Below are 17,391 nucleotides of genomic sequence, written 5' to 3'. Positions count from 1 at the left end.
GGCCCGTAAAGAGGTTTCCAGATCGACAGCGCATTGAAGCGGCTGTCGTCATTGGCGCCCGCGAGGGCCAAAGCGCGTTGGAAGCACGGCCAGAGCGCTTGGAGAACGGCCTCATCGATGTGAGGCGAAAGGGTGAACCATATGCATTATCGCGGCAGACATTCGTTCAAGATAATCGGAGCAGCGTAATGAGACGTGGAATTATCGATGGAAAAGCCGCCGCGGCCCAGATCCGCCGCCGGGCGGCCGAGATCGCTGCGAGGCTTCGCGATGATCACGGCGTCGTCTGCGGCCTGGCCGTCGTGCTCGTGGGCGAAGATCCCGCTTCTCGAGTCTATGTACGCAACAAGAGCAGCCAGACCCGCGAAGTCGGAATGAACTCGTTCGAGCATCGCCTGTCCGCCGATGCGTCCGAGGACGAATTGCTGGCGCTGATCGCGAAGCTCAATCTTGACGCGGCCGTTGATGGCATACTGGTTCAGTTGCCCCTCCCGCCTCACATGAATTCGGATCGTGTCATCAACGCGATCGCACCGCACAAGGACGTCGACGGCTTCCACATCTCGAACGTTGGACTTCTGGGGACCGGACAGCGGGCTTTGGTGCCGTGTACGCCCCTCGGCTGCATGATGATGCTCAAGGAGGTCCACGGCGACCTTTCGGGCCTCGAGGCCGTGATCGTGGGACGGTCGAACATCGTCGGGAAGCCGCTGGCGCAGCTTCTAATCGCAGCGAATTGCACGGTCACCGTTGCGCACAGCCGAACGCGCGACCTCCCGTCGGTATGTCGGCGAGCCGACATCCTCGTCGCCGCAGTCGGCCGGCCCGAAATGATCCGCGGCGATTGGATAAAGCCCGGAGCTTCCGTAATCGACGTCGGCATCAATCGCGTCGAACGCGACGGAAAGTTCCGTCTCGTCGGCGACGTCGACTTCGGCGAGGCGACTTCCGTCGCCGGCGCGATCACGCCTGTTCCGGGCGGCGTCGGCCCCATGACCATCGCGTGTCTGCTCGTCAACACCCTGACCGCGGCGCATCGAGCCAGAAACCTCCCCGAACCCGTCGGCTTGACGGCCTGAGTGCCGCAAGCGCTTCACCATCCGGCGACAGCCGCAACCCTTCGAGTTCTCTTCATGGCCAGTTTTCTCCTCACCGTTACATGCCCGGCAAGGCGCGGGATCGTTGCCGCGATCTCGACGTTTCTTGCGCAGAACGGTTGCAACATAACGGACAGCTCGCAATTCGACGACGCGCAGACGGACCGCTTCTTCATGCGGGTGAGCTTCCTCTCACAGGAAGGCGCGAAGCTATCGACTTTGCGCGAGGGCTTTCCGACGGTCGCCGAGCAGTTCGACATGAAGTGGGCCATTCACGACGCGTCGAAACGGATGAAGGTCGTTATCATGGTGTCGCGCTTCGGCCATTGCCTGAACGACCTTCTGTACCGCTGGCGAATCAGCGCGCTCCCGATAGACATCGTCGCGGTGATTTCGAATCATCTCGATTACCAAAAGCTCGTTGTAAACCACGACATTCCCTTCCACTACGTCCGTGTGACAAAGGAAAACAAGCCAGACGCCGAAGCTCAGCAGATGCGCATCGTCGAGGAGGCCGGGGCCGAACTCATCATCTTGGCGCGCTACATGCAGATTCTGTCCGATGAGATGTGCAAGAAGATGTCCGGTCGGATAATCAACATCCACCACTCGTTCCTGCCTTCTTTCAAGGGCGCGAACCCATACAAGCAGGCCTTTGAGAGGGGCGTGAAGATCATCGGGGCGACGTCCCACTACGTGACGGCCGACCTGGATGAGGGACCGATCATCGAGCAAGACACGATTCGAGTCACGCATGCGCAAAGCCCAGAAGACTACGTTAGCCTGGGAAGGGACGTCGAAAGCCAGGTTCTCGCCCGCGCCGTCCACGCGCACATCCATCGCCGTGTGCTCGTCAACGACGATAAGACGGTCGTCTTTCCGGCCTCGCCGGGATCGTATGCGGCGGAACGAATGGGCTAAAGGTCGGGTGGTCAGAACAAGATAACTTCGGGCTTGCGGCGGGCTCATTCAACGGCTGGCACCGCGCGTCGTTCTATCGACGCGATGCCGGCTCGCGGTTCCCGGCCTGGTCAGGCGGCGACCCGATCGCGGGTCCTGGGCCCGAAAATGCCGATCACCAGCATGACGATTACCATCGCCGTCGTGATTGTCGCAAAGACGCCTGAGACGCCGGAATTGCGCAGCACGAAAGCGACGATGAAGCCCGAGAACATCGCGCCGACCCGACTTGCGGAATAGACGATGCCTGCGGCCTGTGCGCGGATGCGCGCCGGAAAGACTTCCGTTTGATAGGCATGGTACGCAAACGACAGCGTCGTGTTCGCAAACGTGATCGCAAGACCGCAAGCGATGATGGCCGCAGGCTGTACGAATTCGGCAAAGCCGTACCCGGCGCATGCGATGATGAAAGCGGTGGTCACGATGATCCATTTGCGTTCCACCTTGTCCGCGTAGCTCATCGCAATGAGCGGGGCGAGCGGCGCGGCAAACGCGATGACGAAGGAGTATTCGAGGCTCTTGGTGATCGTAATGCCCTTCTCGATCAGGAGCGTGGGTGCCCAGCTCGAAAAACCGTAATACCCGAACGCTTGGCAGATGTTGAATATGATAAGCGTCACGACGATTGGAAGATACGGAGTGCGCCAGAGGTCGGGCAGGGCCGCTGTCGTCGAGGACCGGGGAATGAACATCGGTTTCGCCGCTGCCAGTTTGCTGCCGATTTGCTTTTCGACCCGGGCCTCGATCGCGGAAAGGACCTCGTCCGCCTCTGCGATCCGGCCCCTCTGCGACAACCAGAAGGGGCTTTCCGGAACGGCGCGACGGATGAACCAGACGATCACCGCGCCGAACGCCGCGATGCAGATGACCCAGCGCCAACCGTCGAAGCCAAGCGGCGATTGCGGCACCAGCCACCACGCCATCAGCGCGACCGCCGGCTGCGCGAGGAACATGATCGTCTGGTTGAGCGCAAAAGCCCGTCCGCGCATGCGGCGCGAAACGAGTTCGGTGATATAGGCATCGATGGTGATCGCCTCGACGCCCAGCCCGATTCCGGCGAGCAGGCGCCAGAGCAGCAGGCCTTCCGTGGTGGTCTGAAAGGCCATGATCACGGTCGCTGCGGTATAGATGACCAGTGCCCAGGTGAACACGAAGCGCCGGCCGAGCTTGTCCGGGATGAAGCCGAGAAAGAACGTGCCGATGAACAGGCCAATGAACGTCACGGCGACGAACGCGCCTATCCCCTGAAAGCCGAAGAAGTTGGCCGTCGTCGTTGCAAGCAGGCCGCTCCTCGTCAGTCCAGGAGCGATGTAGCCCGTGAAGAAGAGATCATAGAGCTCAAAGAAGCCGCCTAGCGAAATCAGGACGACCAGACGCCAGAGATGGCGGCACATCGGAAGCCGCTCCATGCGGCCGGCGATGTCTTCGATGGTCCCCCTGCCGGAGTCCACGTGCACCTCGGCGTCAGCCGCCATGGTGGTCATCACGACCATGTCCCGTCCTCCCGTTCGAGGCCTGCTTTGAGGCCGAGATCGCAAGATTGGCATCTTGCTTGTTGGGGAGGCAGGATGCCGAAGAGGCTCCGGCAGCACCAATAGAACTATCCGATATGCGCCTTCTAAAAACCAGATGCTTGGGCGGATGGACGGGCGCGGCTTCCGGTTGCGGTCCACGCAGCCGGCATCTGATTCCTAGAACGAGCCAATCTCCAAATTGTAATTGTCAGGGGAACGCGGGGCATCCACGTTTGATCATCAACAAATACGCTCGGGAGACAACGGCCTATGGATCTGCCAAAGCGCGTCATCATCAGTGAAGAAGGGCCGCGCGAAGGGTTTCAGATCGAGAAGGGGCCGATCAGGACGGCTGACAAGATCGCCCTCGTCGATGCACTCTCTGGATGTGGCCTCGCCCACATCCAGGTGGGATCCTTCGTCAATGCCAAGCATGTGCCCGGCTGGGCGGATGCGGAGGAGGTCTTCGCCGGCTTCGTGTCGCGCGAAGGCATCGAATATTCGGCCGTGTGGTTCAACGAGGCCGGACTACGTCGGGCGCTTGCCTTCAAGGACAAGCTGACCCTCGCGGGGTTCATTTCGCTGAGCGCATCCGAGCCCTTTGCAATCAGGAACCTCAACCGCGACCGCGCCGGCCAGATCGAGGCCATGACCAGATATGTGCAGGTCCATCGCGATGCCGGTCTGCCGATCGGCAAGATCATCGTGATGGCGGCATTCGGATGCAACTTCGCCGGCGATATCTCCACGGCGAAGGTCGTCGAGACGGTCGCCGATGCGCTTGCAATCGCGCGCGACGCCGGCATTGAGGTCAACGACGTTACGCTCGCGGATTCGATGGGTTGGGCGACGCCCAGGCGTGTTGCCTCGGCGATCGGGGCGGTTCGCGACCGCTGGCCGGAACTGAAGATCGCGCTGCACCTTCACGACACGCGCGGGCAGGGAATTGCCTGCGCCTATGAGGGGCTGCGTCTCGGAGTGACCAGCTTCGATGCCGCCGTGGGCGGCCTGGGCGGGTGTCCGTTCGCCGGCCAGCCCGGAGCGCCCGGGAATATCGCCACCGAAGAACTCGCGCTGCTTTGCGAGGAGATGGGAATCTCGACGGGGCTCGATCTGGAAGCCCTCATCGAGGTCGCCCGGTTGGCGGAGCGGATTGTCGGACACAGCCTGCCGAGCGCGGCCCTCCGTTCAGGTACTCTTGCCACATTCAGAAGGAACGCCGCATGACGACGGACTCGCCGAAACCGCTGGCTGGCCTCAAGGTGCTGGATTTCGGCCACACCATCATGGGGCCGTGCGCGGGCGTCCTGTTTGCCGATCTGGGTGCAGATGTCGTCAAGATCGAATCCGTGGACGGTGATCCGACGAGGAGGCTCCCGGGATTCGCGGCGGGGTTTTTCGCGACATACAATCGCAACAAGCGCTCGATCGCGGTCGACCTGAAGCGTGCCGAAGGACAGGCCATCGTGCACCGCCTCGTCAAGGACGCCGATATCGTCCTCGAGAATTTCGGGCCTGGCACCATCGAACGGCTGAAATGCGGATGGGAGGATCTGCGGAGGATCAATCCGCGTCTCGTCTATCTTTCGATGAAGGGCTTCCTGAAAGGCCCTTACGAGAACCGTGGTGCGCTTGACGAAGTCGTGCAGATGCAGTCGGGGCTGGCGTACATGACCGGCCCGCCGGGACGACCGCTCCGGGCGGGGGCTCCGGTCATCGACATTCTCGGTGGCGTGTTCGGCGTCGTGGCGGCGCTGTCGGCGCTTCACGAGCGGGACCGCACGGGTGAGGGCCAAAAAGTCTCGAGTTCGCTTTTCGAGAGCGCGACCTTCATGCTCGGCGCCGTGATCGTCGGAAGCGCGGTGATCGGTGGGCCGATGCCGCCGATGCCGGCGCGGAAGAACGCCTGGGGCGTCTATGACGTCTTCACGTCGAGCGACGGAGGACAGGTCTTCATCGGCTGCACCTCGGACGGGCATTGGCAGCGCTTCTGCGATCAGTTCGCTCTCGGTGAATGGCGGGATGACGAGCGGCTCTCGAGCAACGCCAAACGCTGCGATGCGCGTGACTGGATGTTGCCCGAGCTCGAGCAGCGATTGGCGAAGCTTTCGCTCGCCGAAATTCTTGAGAAATGCGAGGCCGCACGAGTTGCCTATTCGCGAGTCGGAAGGCCGGACGAACTCTCCACCGATCCCCATCTGCTGGCCTATGGCGGATTGCTTGCAACCGCGATTTCAGGCTTTGGCGGCGGTCCCAAGGTCGGGATTCCGTCGCTTCCGGTGGAGTTTGGCGACCAGCGCGCGAGATTGGGCCTCGAGCGCCAGCCGCCGCGCGTCGGCGAGCACACTGACGAGGTCTTGCATGCAGCGGGCTACTCAGACGACGAGATTGTAACTCTGCGCGCCTCAGGCGTCCTTGCGCCGGTAACGTCGGATCAGGCGGATACGCGCGGTGCCGCCTAGAAGAGCCACACCCGCATCGCATCGGTCGGGTGGTCTCGCCGGAGCCAACGGCGCGTGGGGCTCTCGCTCGCTCATACCTGGGTCTGAAACACGTCGCTAACCAGAACCTCGTGCACGTTGGCGTGGGTCGGTCACTCTCGCAATCAGGGGCAACATGCTCGCGAAACCGCTCGATACTTGGTCTGGTCATCAGCGTTTTGGGGATCATTTTGATTGGCAAGCTCGCCATGGAGGTTCGCGGTGCCCTAGACCGAAACAACTCCGCCCAGCGGGTTGGGCGCCTGGTGGCGGTCAGTGAGGAGCTGCTTGCGACAGTCTCGAGTTTTCGCCGCGAGCGAGGGACGATTCTGGCCGCGCTGGCCGCCGAAGGGACGGCCGATGCTTCCGCGGACAAGCGGGCCGCAAGCAATCGGGAGGTCTCGGAAGCGGCCTATCAAAGAGTGCAGGATCTCTTCGCCGGGAGTTCAGAACCCGGATTGACCGCCCGGATGAGCGCGGTGCTTGCTGCGCATGCAACGCTGGCGACGCTTCGCTCTAAAGCTGACGTTGCGATCCACCAACCAAAGTCTTCGCGCGAGATGGCGTTCGCGCAGCAATTCCCGCAAATGACGCAGGCCTATCTCGATACTCTTATCCAATTGACCGACGAGATCGAGGGAAGTATCAGGCTCATCGATCCCGTTCTCGATTATCTGCTCGGCATGAAGCGATCGGCCTGGGCGGCTCGCGACGCGGCGGGGCAGGTCATCATTCGTATGGGGGCGGCGGCATCGTCCGAAAAGCCGTGGACGGTTACCGAGATCGTCGGCGCAGCGGAAGACGTCGGTCGAGCCGATCGTGCCTGGAACGATGTGCTGGAAGCTGCATCCCGATCCGACGCGCCGCCGGCGATCGTCGATTCAATCGCAAGATGGAAACGGCCTGACGCGATTGCGATGGCTGAGCAGCACAAGGACTACATCAATTCCCTGAACAATGGGCAACCGATCAAGGTGAAGTATGCCGATCTAGCCAAGCTGGAATCGGCGCTCCAGGATCTGCGCTCCGACGTGACCACGGTCGCATTGGCTGAAATGGTTTCCCGTGCCGAGCGACAGATGAGTTTGGCGAGGTGGGGGCTCGTCGCCGATGCGGGAATGATGCTGTTGGCGGTCGCCGTCGCAGCGTTCGGCTTCGCTCTGGTTCAGTTCCGGGTTACCGGTCCGCTTCGCAATCTTGCCCTGGCGATGCGTGGTCTCGCAAAACGAGATTACGGCGTCCAGCTCGCGGCCTGGATCGAGGCGACGAGGTTGGCGAGATGACGCGCGCTGTCACCGTGTTCAGAGACAGCATGATCGAAGGAGACCGGCTTGCCCGGGAGAGGGAAGCGGAGCAGCAAGGAAAGGAGCGTCGGCAGATTGCGGTGGAAAGATTGATCGAGAAATTCGAGAGCACCGTTACCGAATCGCTGCACACGCTTGCCTCGGCTTCGAATGAGCTGAATTCTACGGCGCGATCGATGTCGGCGACTGCGGAGGAGGGACGTTCGAGGGCGGTTGCAGTCGCCAACGTGTCCCAGGAGGCATCGGCCAACGTGCAGACGGTTGCGGCTGCAACGGAGCAGCTTTCGGCGTCGATCAGCGAGATCAACAGGCAGGTGACGGAGTCGTCGGCAACAGCCAGTGCGGCAGCTGAGCAGGCCGAGCTGACCAATCGTGAGGTTAAGGCGCTCTCCGACGCGGCACAAAGAATCGGGGATGTGGTGGAGCTGATCAGTGGGATCGCCAAGCAAACCAACCTGTTGGCACTCAATGCGACGATCGAGGCAGCGAAGGCAGGTGAAACCGGAAAAGGGTTTGCCGTGGTCGCGCTCGAAGTGAAGAATCTCGCCAGCCAAACCGCGGATGCGACGAACGAAATAACCGGCCAGGTCTCGTCGATTCAGGATGCGACCGGTTCAGCGGTCCGAGCGATCCAGTCGATCAGCGAGACGATTCAGCGGGTAAGCCAGATCGCCGCAGCCATCGCCGCGGCGGTCGAGGAGCAGGGGGCCGCCACCGGGAGATTGCGCGCAACGTCCAGCAGGCGTCCGAGGGTACGACGGAGGTTTCGCGTCATATCGCAAGCGTATCGGAAGCGGCGGCCGACACGGGATTGGCTGCCGGTGAAGTCCTGGATGCGGCTGAGATGCTGGCAAGACTCTCAAGCGATCTTCGCAGCGACGTGGATCGGTTTGTCGGGGATCTGAGGACGGCGTGAGGGGGCGAGCATCAGCCGATCCAAATCGGTGAAAACGGATGGATCGTGCCATAGACACGATCTACGGCTGATTGAGTTCATCGACAATGCCGTTCCGGAGCGTACCGATTCCCTCGGCCTCGACCTCGACAATGTCGCCCGGCACGAGCCAACGCGGCGGGTCGAATCGCGCACCCGCGCCGGTCGGGGTGCCAGACAATATGACGTCGCCAGGAACCAGGGTCGTAAAGGTCGAGATGTAGCTGATCAGTTTCCGGAAGCTGAAGATCATCCGGCTGGTGCGATCGTCCTGGCGGACTTCACCGTTGACGCGCGTGGTGAGCCTGACGTCGGCAAGTTGATCCTCCGAAGTGTACGGGACGATCCAGGGTCCAATGGACCCGGTGCCGTCGAAAGTCTTGCCTTGGGTCACGTTGAATTTGGCATGCCGAACCCAATCCCGGATCGTTCCCTCATTGGCGATCGAAAGCGCGGAAATGTGTCCCAGCGCGTCGGATTCGGGGATGTGGCGTCCCGGCTTGCCGATGACGAAGACGATTTCGCCTTCGTAGTCGAACTGATGCGAAGCGTTTGGGCGGGTCAGCGGGACGTCATGCCCGACGAAGGAGCGCAGGAAGCGGACGAACAGCGAAGGGTTGCCGGGAGCCGCCTGGCCGTCCCTGTACTCCTCGTTTCGATCCGGATAGTTGACGCCGACACAAATGATCTTTTCCGGGGCCTGGATCGGGGGAAGGAAGCGGAATTCGCCATCCGAGAAATCAATGGGTAGACGCCCGCCCGCTTCCACGAATTGGTTCAGGACCGTGTCTGCGATCGCCTCCTTCAGACCGCGCCAGCGGGCATCAAGGCGAGCGCTGAGATCGACGACGCCGCCAGGACGGACAAGACCGTAGCGCACCTTGCCCTCGGCGAAAAACGTGCAAAGCTTCGGTTGGCTCATCGTGCTGCCCCCTGACTGGCTCAAAGCTACGGTGCGACGATCGGGGTCGATTTCAGCTTGGAGACGCGCAATTCGGTACCTCTGAAGTTCGAGCCTTCTTCGAACCAGGATCGCGGCGCCGGTGCGCCCCACAAGGTCTGACGTTGCGGGTCCTTCAGATCCCAGCGGATCGGCTCAAGGTCGGGGTCCACGGTCTGGTAATCGGAGCAATAGATTTCGATGCGATGTCCGTCCGGGTCGCGGATGTAAAGAAAGAAGGCATTGGAGATGCCGTGGCGGCCCGGGCCTCGTTCGATGTTGCCGACGTAGCCCGTTGTCGACATCAAATCGAGCAGGTCGATGATGTTGAGCGGCGTCGGCACCCAGAAGGCGACGTGGTGAAGGCGGGGACCGAGGCCGTTTGTGAAGGCGATATCGTGCACGCCGCCCTTGCGATGCATCCAGGCGGCCCAGAGTTCCGACCCGTCTTCGGTATCGGTGTATTCTGTGACCCTGAAGCCGAGCGAATTGCAGAACGCGACGGAGGCCCGCACGTCCGGCGAGAAGCAGTTGAAGTGATCGATGCGAAGCGGCTTGACGCCCTTGTAGAGCGCGTACTTCTGGTGGATCGGCGGAAGCCGGTCCATCCGGGCGTAGAACTCGAGCGGGATACCCAGCGGATCGCGGGTACGGAAGGTACGTCCCTGATGCGGGGCATCCACCCACTGCACCGGCAGGCCTTGCGTCTCGAAATGCTTTGCCGCCCGATCGAGATGCTCCTCGTCGAAGACCTTGAAACCGAGTTCATTGGCAACGCCATGGTCACCCTGCTCGAGGACGATGCAATGGTGTCCTCGCTCTTCGAGCGCGCGCAGATAGACTCTCTTGTCATCCTCCGCGGTCACTTGCAGGCCCAGCACATCGGCATAGAAGGCGCGGGAGACCTTGATATCCGTGACGGTCAGCACGATGTGGCTCAGCCGGACAATGTTGAACGGTGGATACAGAACACTGGCGGGAATCGACATGTCTTTGCTCCGAAGTTCTGGGTCAGAGCCCGATGCGCGGGATCTTGTGACCGTCATAAGCGATCGCGATGTTCTTGGTTTCCATGTAGAAGTCGAAGGAATAGTCGCCGCCATCGCGGCCGATGCCCGATTGCTTGACGCCGCCGAACGGCGTCGGCAGATGGCGGACATTCTCGGAGTTCACCCAGATCATGCCGGCGTCGATGTCTCGCGCGATGCGGTGTGCACGACCGACGTCGCGGGTCCAGATGTAGCCGGTCAGGCCATAACGCACATCGTTCGAGATCCGCACGGCATCGGCTTCGTCCTTGAAGGGGATCATCGTCAGCACCGGACCGAAGATTTCCTCCTGTGCAATCCGCATGTCGTTCCTGGCCCCGGTGAAGAGGGTCGGTTGGACATAATTACCCTGGCCGCCGAGTGCGCGCTCGCCGCCGACGGCGACCGTTGCCCCCGCGTCGCGAGCGAAAGCCGGATAGCTCAGGACCTTTTCGGTGTGACGCGGGTGTATGAGGGGGCCGATCTCGGTCGCAGGGTCGAGCGGATGTCCAACCTTCAGGTTTGCAACGCGCTTTGCCGCCATGGCCGCGAATTCCCTGTAGATGCCCTCCTGCACCAGCGCGCGTGAGGACGACGTGCAACGCTCGCCGTTGAGCGAGTAGATCATGAAGAGAACCGCATCGAGTGCGCGGTCCTGGTCTGCATCGTCGAAGACAATGACCGGATTCTTCCCGCCGAGTTCGAAATGAACGCGCTTCAGCGTAGCGGCTCCTTGCCGCATGATATGCGAGCCGGTCGTGGTCTCTCCGACGAACGCCACAGCCTTGATCTCGGGATGTTCGGTCAGGCTCTTGCCGGCGCTCTCGCCCATGCCATGCACGAGATTGACGACCCCTGCGGGCCCATCGTGAGCCTGAATGACCTGATCCATGATCTCGGTGAGGATCACCGCGGAAAGGGGGCTCCACTCCGCTGGTTTATGGACGACCGTGCAGCCCGCTGCGAGCGCTGGCGCGATCTTCCAGGTCGATAGCATGAACGGCGTATTCCAGGGCGTGATGACTCCGACCGGACCGATGGGCTGCCGCATCGTGTAGTTGATGTGATCAGTATCGGGAAGCGAGAGACCGTCTGCTGCGCCCGGCGCACGGTCGGCATAGAAGCGAAAGTTTTCCGCACCGCGTAGCGCGGCCTTTGCCATGTAACGGATAGGCTGACCGGTATCCGAACTCTCCACCAGCGCAATCTCGTCGGATCGCGCTTCGATGGCGTCCGCGATGGCGTGGAGAATCTCGCGCCGCTTTGCGCCGGAGACGCTACGCCATGTCCTGAACGCTTTTGCAGCCGCATCACAGGCTTTGTCGACATCGGCCGCATCGCCCGATGCGACCGCGCATTGCTTTTCGTTGGTGACGGGATCGATGGTGTCAAACGTGGCGCCCGAGACCGACAACGTCCGCTGGCCCGCAATGAGGTGCGGAACGGTATTGTCCTGGAAACGCGCCAGGTAACCGGATGCTCGTTCCTGATTGGCGTCGAGACTGTTCGCAGACTTGTCAGGCATGCCGTCCTCGCTGTTGATCCACTCGGCCGGTTGTCGCGCAGCTAGAACGCAACGCAGATCGATTTCGTCTCCAGATAGTTGTCGACGGCGGTTGCGCCGTGTTCGCGACCGATGCCTGATTGCTTGAAGCCGCCAAAGGGCATGTTGGGGTCGACGACGTTGTGCATGTTGACCCAGACCGTGCCTGCCTTGACCGCGTCGGCGAAGGAGAAGCAACGGTTGATATCCCGCGACCAGACCGACGCCGAGAGCCCATAGACGGTGTCGTTCGCCTGGCGGATCGCGTCGTCCATGTCGTCGAACGGCATCAGCGCAGCGACAGGTCCGAAGATCTCTTCGCGTACGAGAATATTGTCGGGCTGGGCGCCGAGGATCACGGTCGGCTTGACGAAGAAGCCATTGCCGTCCGTGGCTGCGCCGCCCGCCGCCACGCGGGCACCCTCCGAAACGCCCTTCTCGATCAAGCCAAGAACGCGCGATTGCTGCTTTTTCGATACGAGAGGATTGATCTGGTTGGCGAGATCGAAGCCGGAGCCGATCTTGAGAGTGTTGGCGACGCCGACGAAAGCCTCCGCCACCTTGTCGTAGATGCTCTTCTGCACCAGCACGCGGGAGCCGCAGGTGCAAACCTGCCCCTGATTGAAATAGACGCCGATCGCTGCGGCCGTGCCGATCAGGTCCGGATTCATGTCATCGAACATCACCATCGGCGACTTGCCGCCGAGTTCGAGCGAGAAGCGGGTCATGTTGTCGACCGCAGCACGTCCGATGATCTTGCCGACTTCGGTCGACCCGGTAAAGGCGACCTTGTCGATGCCGGGATGCGATGCGAGCGCCGCGCCGGCTTCGTGACCGTACCCGGTCACGACGTTGACCACGCCTTCCGGAAAGCCGACCTCGCGGATGATCTGGCCGAGCCGAAGCGCGGTGAGCGGAGTCTCCTCCGCGGGCTTCAGCACGATGGTGCAACCGGCCGCGAGCGCGGGGGCGATCTTCCAGATCGCCATCGACAGCGGGAAATTCCAGGGGACGATGGCGCCGACCACGCCGACCGGCTCCTTGCGGGTCATGGCGCGGTAGCGCGTCCCGGGGGGAACCGCGATCGATACGTCGAGGGTCTGTCCATAAATTTTGGTGGCCCATCCTGCCATGTAGCGTAGATGTTCGGCGGACGCGCCGACCTCGATGGCTCTTGCGATCCCGATTGACTGGCCGTTGTTGGCGGTCTCGAGCTCGGCAAGAAGGGTGCCGTCTGCCTCGAGCGCATCGGCGAGCTTCAGCAACAGTCGTTCGCGATCGGTGGGCCGCAGCTTCGACCAGGGGCCGCTCAGGGCCTTTCGCGCTTCTTGAACGGCTGCATCGACCTCGGCCTTGCCGCCCGCGGGCACGGCGGCAATGGTGCCGCCCGCGGCAGGGTCGTATACCGGGATCGTCGCGCCGCTGGCAGCGGCAACGTCGCGGCCGCCGATCGTCATCTTGTGTTCGGCAGCGAGGAAAGTCCGGGTCGCCTCGCTTACGGGTAGCTCGGAAGAAGAACGAACATGTGCGGTCATGGGTATGTCCTCGTGATCGGTATCGCTGTCTCAGGAAGCGGGCGGGTGGATGAAAGGCCAGGGACTAGCTTCGGATCCCTTCTCCACGGGGACCTCGATCAGGCTCGGCGCATCCAGGGCGAGCGCTTCGTCCAGGGTCTTCTTCAATGCAGCAGGCGAGGACGCGCGGTAGCCCTTCAGGCCGAAGGATTCGGCGAGGCGAACGAAGTCGGGATTGGTCAGGTCCGATCCGATATAGCGCCCCTGATAGGCCTGCCGTTGATCGCGAAGGACGTTGCCGTATGCGGAGTTGTTGAAGACGATCGCCACGACGTTGATGCGGTGATGCACGGCTGTGGCCAGCTCTTGGAGGCCGAACAGAAAGCCTCCGTCGCCGGAAACGGACACGACGGGCTTGTCCGGATTCGCGACTTTCACGCCGAGCGCAGTGTTGTAGCCGAACCCAAGATTGTCCTGATAGCCGCACGTCACGTATTGCCGTGGGGCATATACGGGAAAGCCAAATCGGCCCGTGAAACCCATCTGGCTGACCTCCTCGACGAAAAAGCCATCTCGCGGCAGGCTCGCGCGGATTGCATCGAGATAGGCCATTTGGGGCTGCACGTCGGCGATGGCGGTGCGAGCCGCGGCCTTGAGCTGAAGCAGCTCATCGCGCCGCGACGGCGGGGCGGTCGTCTTCAGCGCGTCGATAAGCGCCCGCGTTCCGTCGATCGCGCTGGCGACGATGCCGACGTCCGGCTTCAACCTCACCATCTCGGTCGGATCGATGTCGATGCGGATGACCTTGATGCCCTTGGGCATCCAGCGCCAGCGCATGTACTGGAGTTCGAGCCGGCTGCCGATGCCGATCAACACGTCCGCGGTTTTCCAGTAGTCGCGAGCGGCCACGAAATCGAGCGAGAACGGATCGTCGTCCGGCACAATACCCTTGCCGGAGCGATGGGCCGTGACCGGAGCCTGCAGCCGTTCTGCAAGTTCTCGCACCTCTCGGCCGGCATTGACGGAACCGCCCCCGACCATGATGAGCGGAGTCTTCGCCGCGGCGATTATGGCGGCAGCTTTCTTGATCTCATCCGGATCAGGCTGGGGCGCCTGCAGCGCGCGTCCGATTTGACCGGCGTTGGCGCAACTGCCTGCTTTGCCAAACACGTCCCAGGGCGCTTCGACCGCCACCGGGCCTTGCCGTCCACTCAGCATCTGCGTGAACAGGGCGGACATCACATCGCCCGTCTCACTCGGATGATTGATGCGTGCAGCCGCTTTGGTCAGTCCGCGCAGAGTCGCGAGCTGATCGGGCAGTTCGTGAAGTTGCCCCCGTCCGCGGCCGATCAGCTCGGACATGATGTTGCCGGTGACGCAAAGGACCGGCGCGTTCGCGCCATAGGCGGTGCACAATGCGGCGCCGGAGTTCAGGACGCCGGGGCCGGGCACGACGGTGTAGACGCCGGGCTTTCCAGTCGACTTGGCGTAGCCGTAGGCCATATAGCCTGCGCCCTGTTCGTGACGGGTGTGGATGAAGCGCAGCCAGTGCCGCTGCTCGTAGAGCGCGTCGTTGAAGTCATACATGTGCGCACCCGGGATACCGAAGATGGTATCGACCCCGTGATTGATCAGGGACTGAGCGATCAGGGTGCCGGTGGTCTCACGATGCATTGTTTCGCTCTCTCGGATGATGTTCGCGGCGACGTGGCAGGAGGTTCACAGTCTTTGTGGCTCAAGACTGGGCTGCGGCTCGGCCTTGTCGAAGAGGACTGCGACGAGAAGGGTGGCAACGACCTGACCGATGGCGATGGCGTGAACCCCGTTCACCGGCGATCCGGTCGCGTCCGCAACGATGCCGATGTAGGTGGGAGCGACGAAGCCGGCGAGGTTGCCCACAGAGTTGATCAGCGCGAAACCGACGACCGCGGCCGGACCGAAATAGACCCGGGCCGCATAGGCCCAGAATACCGGAATGCAGCCGAGCACACCGCTTGCTGTGAGGGCGAGGCCGATGATGGCGAGTGTCGTGTTGGTGCTGTTCAGAGAGGTCACCGCCAAACCGATGACCGAGGTAAGCCCGCCACCGACCAGAAACCATTTGCGGCCGCCGGCGTCGGACAGGCGACTGAACATGGGCATCGCCACGAACGCGCAGAGCGACGGGATTGCCGCGAACCAGCCGATCGCAACGGGGTCGGAAATTCCGGAGCCCTTGATGATCTGCGGCATCCAGAACGCAATGCCGTAATTGCCGAGCAGAAGCAGAAAGTAGACTGCAGCCATCAGAAGCGTGCGAGGGCTCCTCAGCATGTCTCCGATCGCATGCGTATGCGCGAGCCGTCTCGATGTCTCCACGCCCTCTTCGACGACGAGGCGTTCATCCTTGCCGAGCCATGCGGCATCCCTCGGTTCGTTCGGCAGGATCGCAAACAGCAAGGGAGCGAGAAGGATCGTCAGCACGCCTTCGGTGAGGAAGAGCCACTGCCAACCCGATAGGCCCGCAAAGCCCGAGAGATGACCGAGGATGTTTCCCGAGATCGGCCCATTGAGCATTCCCGCAAGCGGGATGGACATCAGGAACCAACCGTTCACGCGTCCACGATACTCGTTGGGAAACCACCGTGAAAAATAGAGCTGCGTTCCAGGCGCGAACCCGGCTTCGGCTGCACCGACCAGGAAGCGAAGGACATAGAACCACGTCTCGTTCTTCACGAACGCCATCGCGAGCGTCGCTGCGCCCCAGGTCACGAGAATGCGCGTGAACCATGCTCTGGCACCGACGCGGGCGAGGATCATATTGCTCGGTATTTCGAACACGAAATAGCCGATGAAGAACAGGCCTGCGCCGAATCCATACGCGGCGTTCGACAGTCCGAGCTCCTTCGACATCTGGAGCTGGGCAAATCCGACATTGAAGCGGTCGACGATGCCGATCAACTGGACGGCGAAGAGGATCGGCAGAATCCGCCACGCGACCTTGGCGTAGACGGGATTCGATGTCGGCTGCTGCGTTCCTGTCATGATGCCTTCACCTCATTCGTCGGAACGCCCTGTCGCACCGCGCCGAGGTCGAGCGTGGGAAGAAGGTCGCGAATCCGCATTGGTTGGCGGCCCACGAGGTCTTGAAAATCGTCCGTCAGGGACGTCATGTAGCCCTCACGGATGGCCCGTCCGTATGCAATGCGCCGCTCAATCAAGTCCGTCCGCAAGCCCTGGCGTTGCAGGTCGGTGGCCTGCTCATCGTCCGAGATCGCCTCGTATCTGACAGACAAGCCGAATGTTTCGGAGAAGGCGGCACAGAGCTCGGCGCAGCCGAGGAGCTCCGCCCCGGACAATCGCCAGGCCACTTGACTGCGATCAGACAGAACCGCCGCCGCCGCGGCTTCCGCAAGGTCGGCACGACCAATCAGCGGGAGGCGAGCCTCACCGGCGGCCATGCGGAAGATTCCGTCCTGCCGCGCCGCCTCGGCGACCCTTTTGGCGAAATTGTCGGCATAGGGACCGTCGCGCAACATCACCCAATCGACGTCGGATGACATGAGGTCGGCTTCCATCATGCGATGAACGCGCGCGACGCTCGAGGGTGAGTTGGGATCGACGTCGAAAAAGCTCGTGTAGAGGATCCGCCGGACGCCGCGGGCGAGTGCTGCCTGGAGCGCGTTGCGGTGAAGGCGAATGCGCTCCTCGTCGCGACCTTCGACCGATACGATCAGCAGCGTATCGATGCCGCGAAAGGCGAGGTCGAGCGTTTCGGGGGCGGCAAAGTCAGCCTGTCTGACGTCGTCGGCGAAACGCTTCAGCTCGGCCGCGTTCGCCAACCGGCGTGTCATCGCGATGAGCGGTTGTCCGGCCGGACGCTGTGCTGCGACCGAACGCAGTATCCTGCCGCCGAGATAGCCCGACGCGCCGGTAATCCCAATCATACGATCCTCCCGCGATCGAAGGCCCTGCGTGCGAGCACAGCCAGGCAGTCAGGCGGATGACCGTCTGCTTCGTCGACGCCAGCGATCGTTTGGAGGCAGAGTGATGGACTTGCCAACGTCTAACAATTATATCTTCCATATAGAGACTATC

At 62.1% G+C, this 17,391-nt stretch carries 14 protein-coding genes; 6 read left to right on the top strand and 8 right to left on the bottom strand.

What is annotated here, in order from left to right; translation table 11 throughout:
- Positions 1-188 precede the first annotated feature (188 nt).
- Positions 189-1,079, top strand: a complete 891-nt coding sequence (gene folD, locus AXW67_RS39145; protein ID WP_063682193.1) for a bifunctional methylenetetrahydrofolate dehydrogenase/methenyltetrahydrofolate cyclohydrolase FolD — start codon at positions 189-191, stop codon at positions 1,077-1,079.
- Positions 1,080-1,133: 54 nt separating this feature from the next.
- The gene (gene purU / locus AXW67_RS39140; RefSeq protein WP_063682192.1) at positions 1,134-2,018 is read left to right on the top strand and encodes a formyltetrahydrofolate deformylase; all 885 of its coding nucleotides are present in this window, start codon (positions 1,134-1,136) and stop codon (positions 2,016-2,018) included.
- A 110-nt stretch (positions 2,019-2,128) separates the two neighbouring features.
- Here the strand turns inward: purU and AXW67_RS39135 are convergent, their stop codons facing one another.
- On the bottom strand, positions 2,129-3,550 hold the full coding sequence (locus AXW67_RS39135) for an MFS transporter (protein WP_245315878.1): 1,422 nt from the start codon (positions 3,548-3,550) through the stop codon (positions 2,129-2,131).
- A gap of 291 nt (positions 3,551-3,841) precedes the next feature.
- Between AXW67_RS39135 and AXW67_RS39130 the strand changes: the two genes are divergently transcribed.
- The 4 genes from AXW67_RS39130 to AXW67_RS44665 all read left to right on the top strand — a co-directional run bounded on the left by AXW67_RS39130 (position 3,842) and on the right by AXW67_RS44665 (position 8,260).
- Positions 3,842-4,798, top strand: a complete 957-nt coding sequence (locus AXW67_RS39130) for a hydroxymethylglutaryl-CoA lyase (RefSeq protein WP_063682191.1) — start codon at positions 3,842-3,844, stop codon at positions 4,796-4,798.
- Positions 4,795-6,033: a CaiB/BaiF CoA transferase family protein gene (locus AXW67_RS39125; protein ID WP_063682190.1), complete on the top strand. Its 1,239-nt coding sequence runs from the start codon at positions 4,795-4,797 to the stop codon at positions 6,031-6,033. The genes AXW67_RS39130 and AXW67_RS39125 overlap by 4 nt, the downstream gene beginning before the upstream one ends.
- A gap of 209 nt (positions 6,034-6,242) precedes the next feature.
- On the top strand, positions 6,243-7,334 hold the full coding sequence (locus tag AXW67_RS44670) for a hypothetical protein (RefSeq protein ID WP_245315876.1): 1,092 nt from the start codon (positions 6,243-6,245) through the stop codon (positions 7,332-7,334).
- Positions 7,331-8,260, top strand: coding sequence for a methyl-accepting chemotaxis protein (locus AXW67_RS44665; RefSeq protein ID WP_245315874.1), 930 nt, complete (start codon positions 7,331-7,333; stop codon positions 8,258-8,260). The genes AXW67_RS44670 and AXW67_RS44665 overlap by 4 nt, the downstream gene beginning before the upstream one ends.
- Positions 8,261-8,332: 72 nt before the next feature.
- Here the strand turns inward: AXW67_RS44665 and AXW67_RS39115 are convergent, their stop codons facing one another.
- Genes AXW67_RS39115 through AXW67_RS39085 form a run of 7 tightly spaced genes read right to left on the bottom strand, consistent with a single transcriptional unit; the run spans position 8,333 to position 17,240 of the window.
- The gene (locus AXW67_RS39115; RefSeq protein WP_063682189.1) at positions 8,333-9,211 is read right to left on the bottom strand and encodes a fumarylacetoacetate hydrolase family protein; all 879 of its coding nucleotides are present in this window, start codon (positions 9,209-9,211) and stop codon (positions 8,333-8,335) included.
- Between the two features lie 26 nt (positions 9,212-9,237).
- Positions 9,238-10,218, bottom strand: a complete 981-nt coding sequence (gene hpaD, locus AXW67_RS39110; RefSeq protein WP_063682188.1) for a 3,4-dihydroxyphenylacetate 2,3-dioxygenase — start codon at positions 10,216-10,218, stop codon at positions 9,238-9,240.
- A 22-nt stretch (positions 10,219-10,240) separates the two neighbouring features.
- Positions 10,241-11,782 carry a 5-carboxymethyl-2-hydroxymuconate semialdehyde dehydrogenase gene (gene hpaE / locus AXW67_RS39105; protein WP_082908219.1) on the bottom strand — a complete coding sequence of 514 codons (1,542 nt, stop codon included), beginning with the start codon at positions 11,780-11,782 and terminating at the stop codon, positions 10,241-10,243.
- 41 nt (positions 11,783-11,823) lie between these two features.
- Positions 11,824-13,335, bottom strand: coding sequence for an aldehyde dehydrogenase family protein (locus AXW67_RS39100; protein ID WP_063682187.1), 1,512 nt, complete (start codon positions 13,333-13,335; stop codon positions 11,824-11,826).
- A 30-nt stretch (positions 13,336-13,365) separates the two neighbouring features.
- Positions 13,366-14,988: a thiamine pyrophosphate-dependent enzyme gene (locus AXW67_RS39095; RefSeq protein ID WP_063682186.1), complete on the bottom strand. Its 1,623-nt coding sequence runs from the start codon at positions 14,986-14,988 to the stop codon at positions 13,366-13,368.
- A gap of 45 nt (positions 14,989-15,033) precedes the next feature.
- Positions 15,034-16,338 (bottom strand): MFS transporter, encoded by a 1,305-nt coding sequence (locus tag AXW67_RS39090; RefSeq protein WP_063682185.1) that lies wholly within the window; start codon positions 16,336-16,338, stop codon positions 15,034-15,036.
- A complete protein-coding gene (locus AXW67_RS39085; RefSeq protein ID WP_063682184.1) occupies positions 16,335-17,240 on the bottom strand; it encodes an NAD(P)H-binding protein in 906 nt (301 codons plus the stop codon). The genes AXW67_RS39090 and AXW67_RS39085 overlap by 4 nt, the downstream gene beginning before the upstream one ends.
- Between the last annotated feature and the right edge of the window lie 151 nt (positions 17,241-17,391).

Source organism: Bradyrhizobium neotropicale, from assembly GCF_001641695.1.
In the GTDB taxonomy this organism is placed as follows: Bacteria; Pseudomonadota; Alphaproteobacteria; order Rhizobiales; family Xanthobacteraceae; genus Bradyrhizobium; species Bradyrhizobium neotropicale.
The sequence above is the reverse complement of the archived record's forward strand: the minus strand, read 5'-3'. Positions and strand labels throughout refer to the sequence as shown.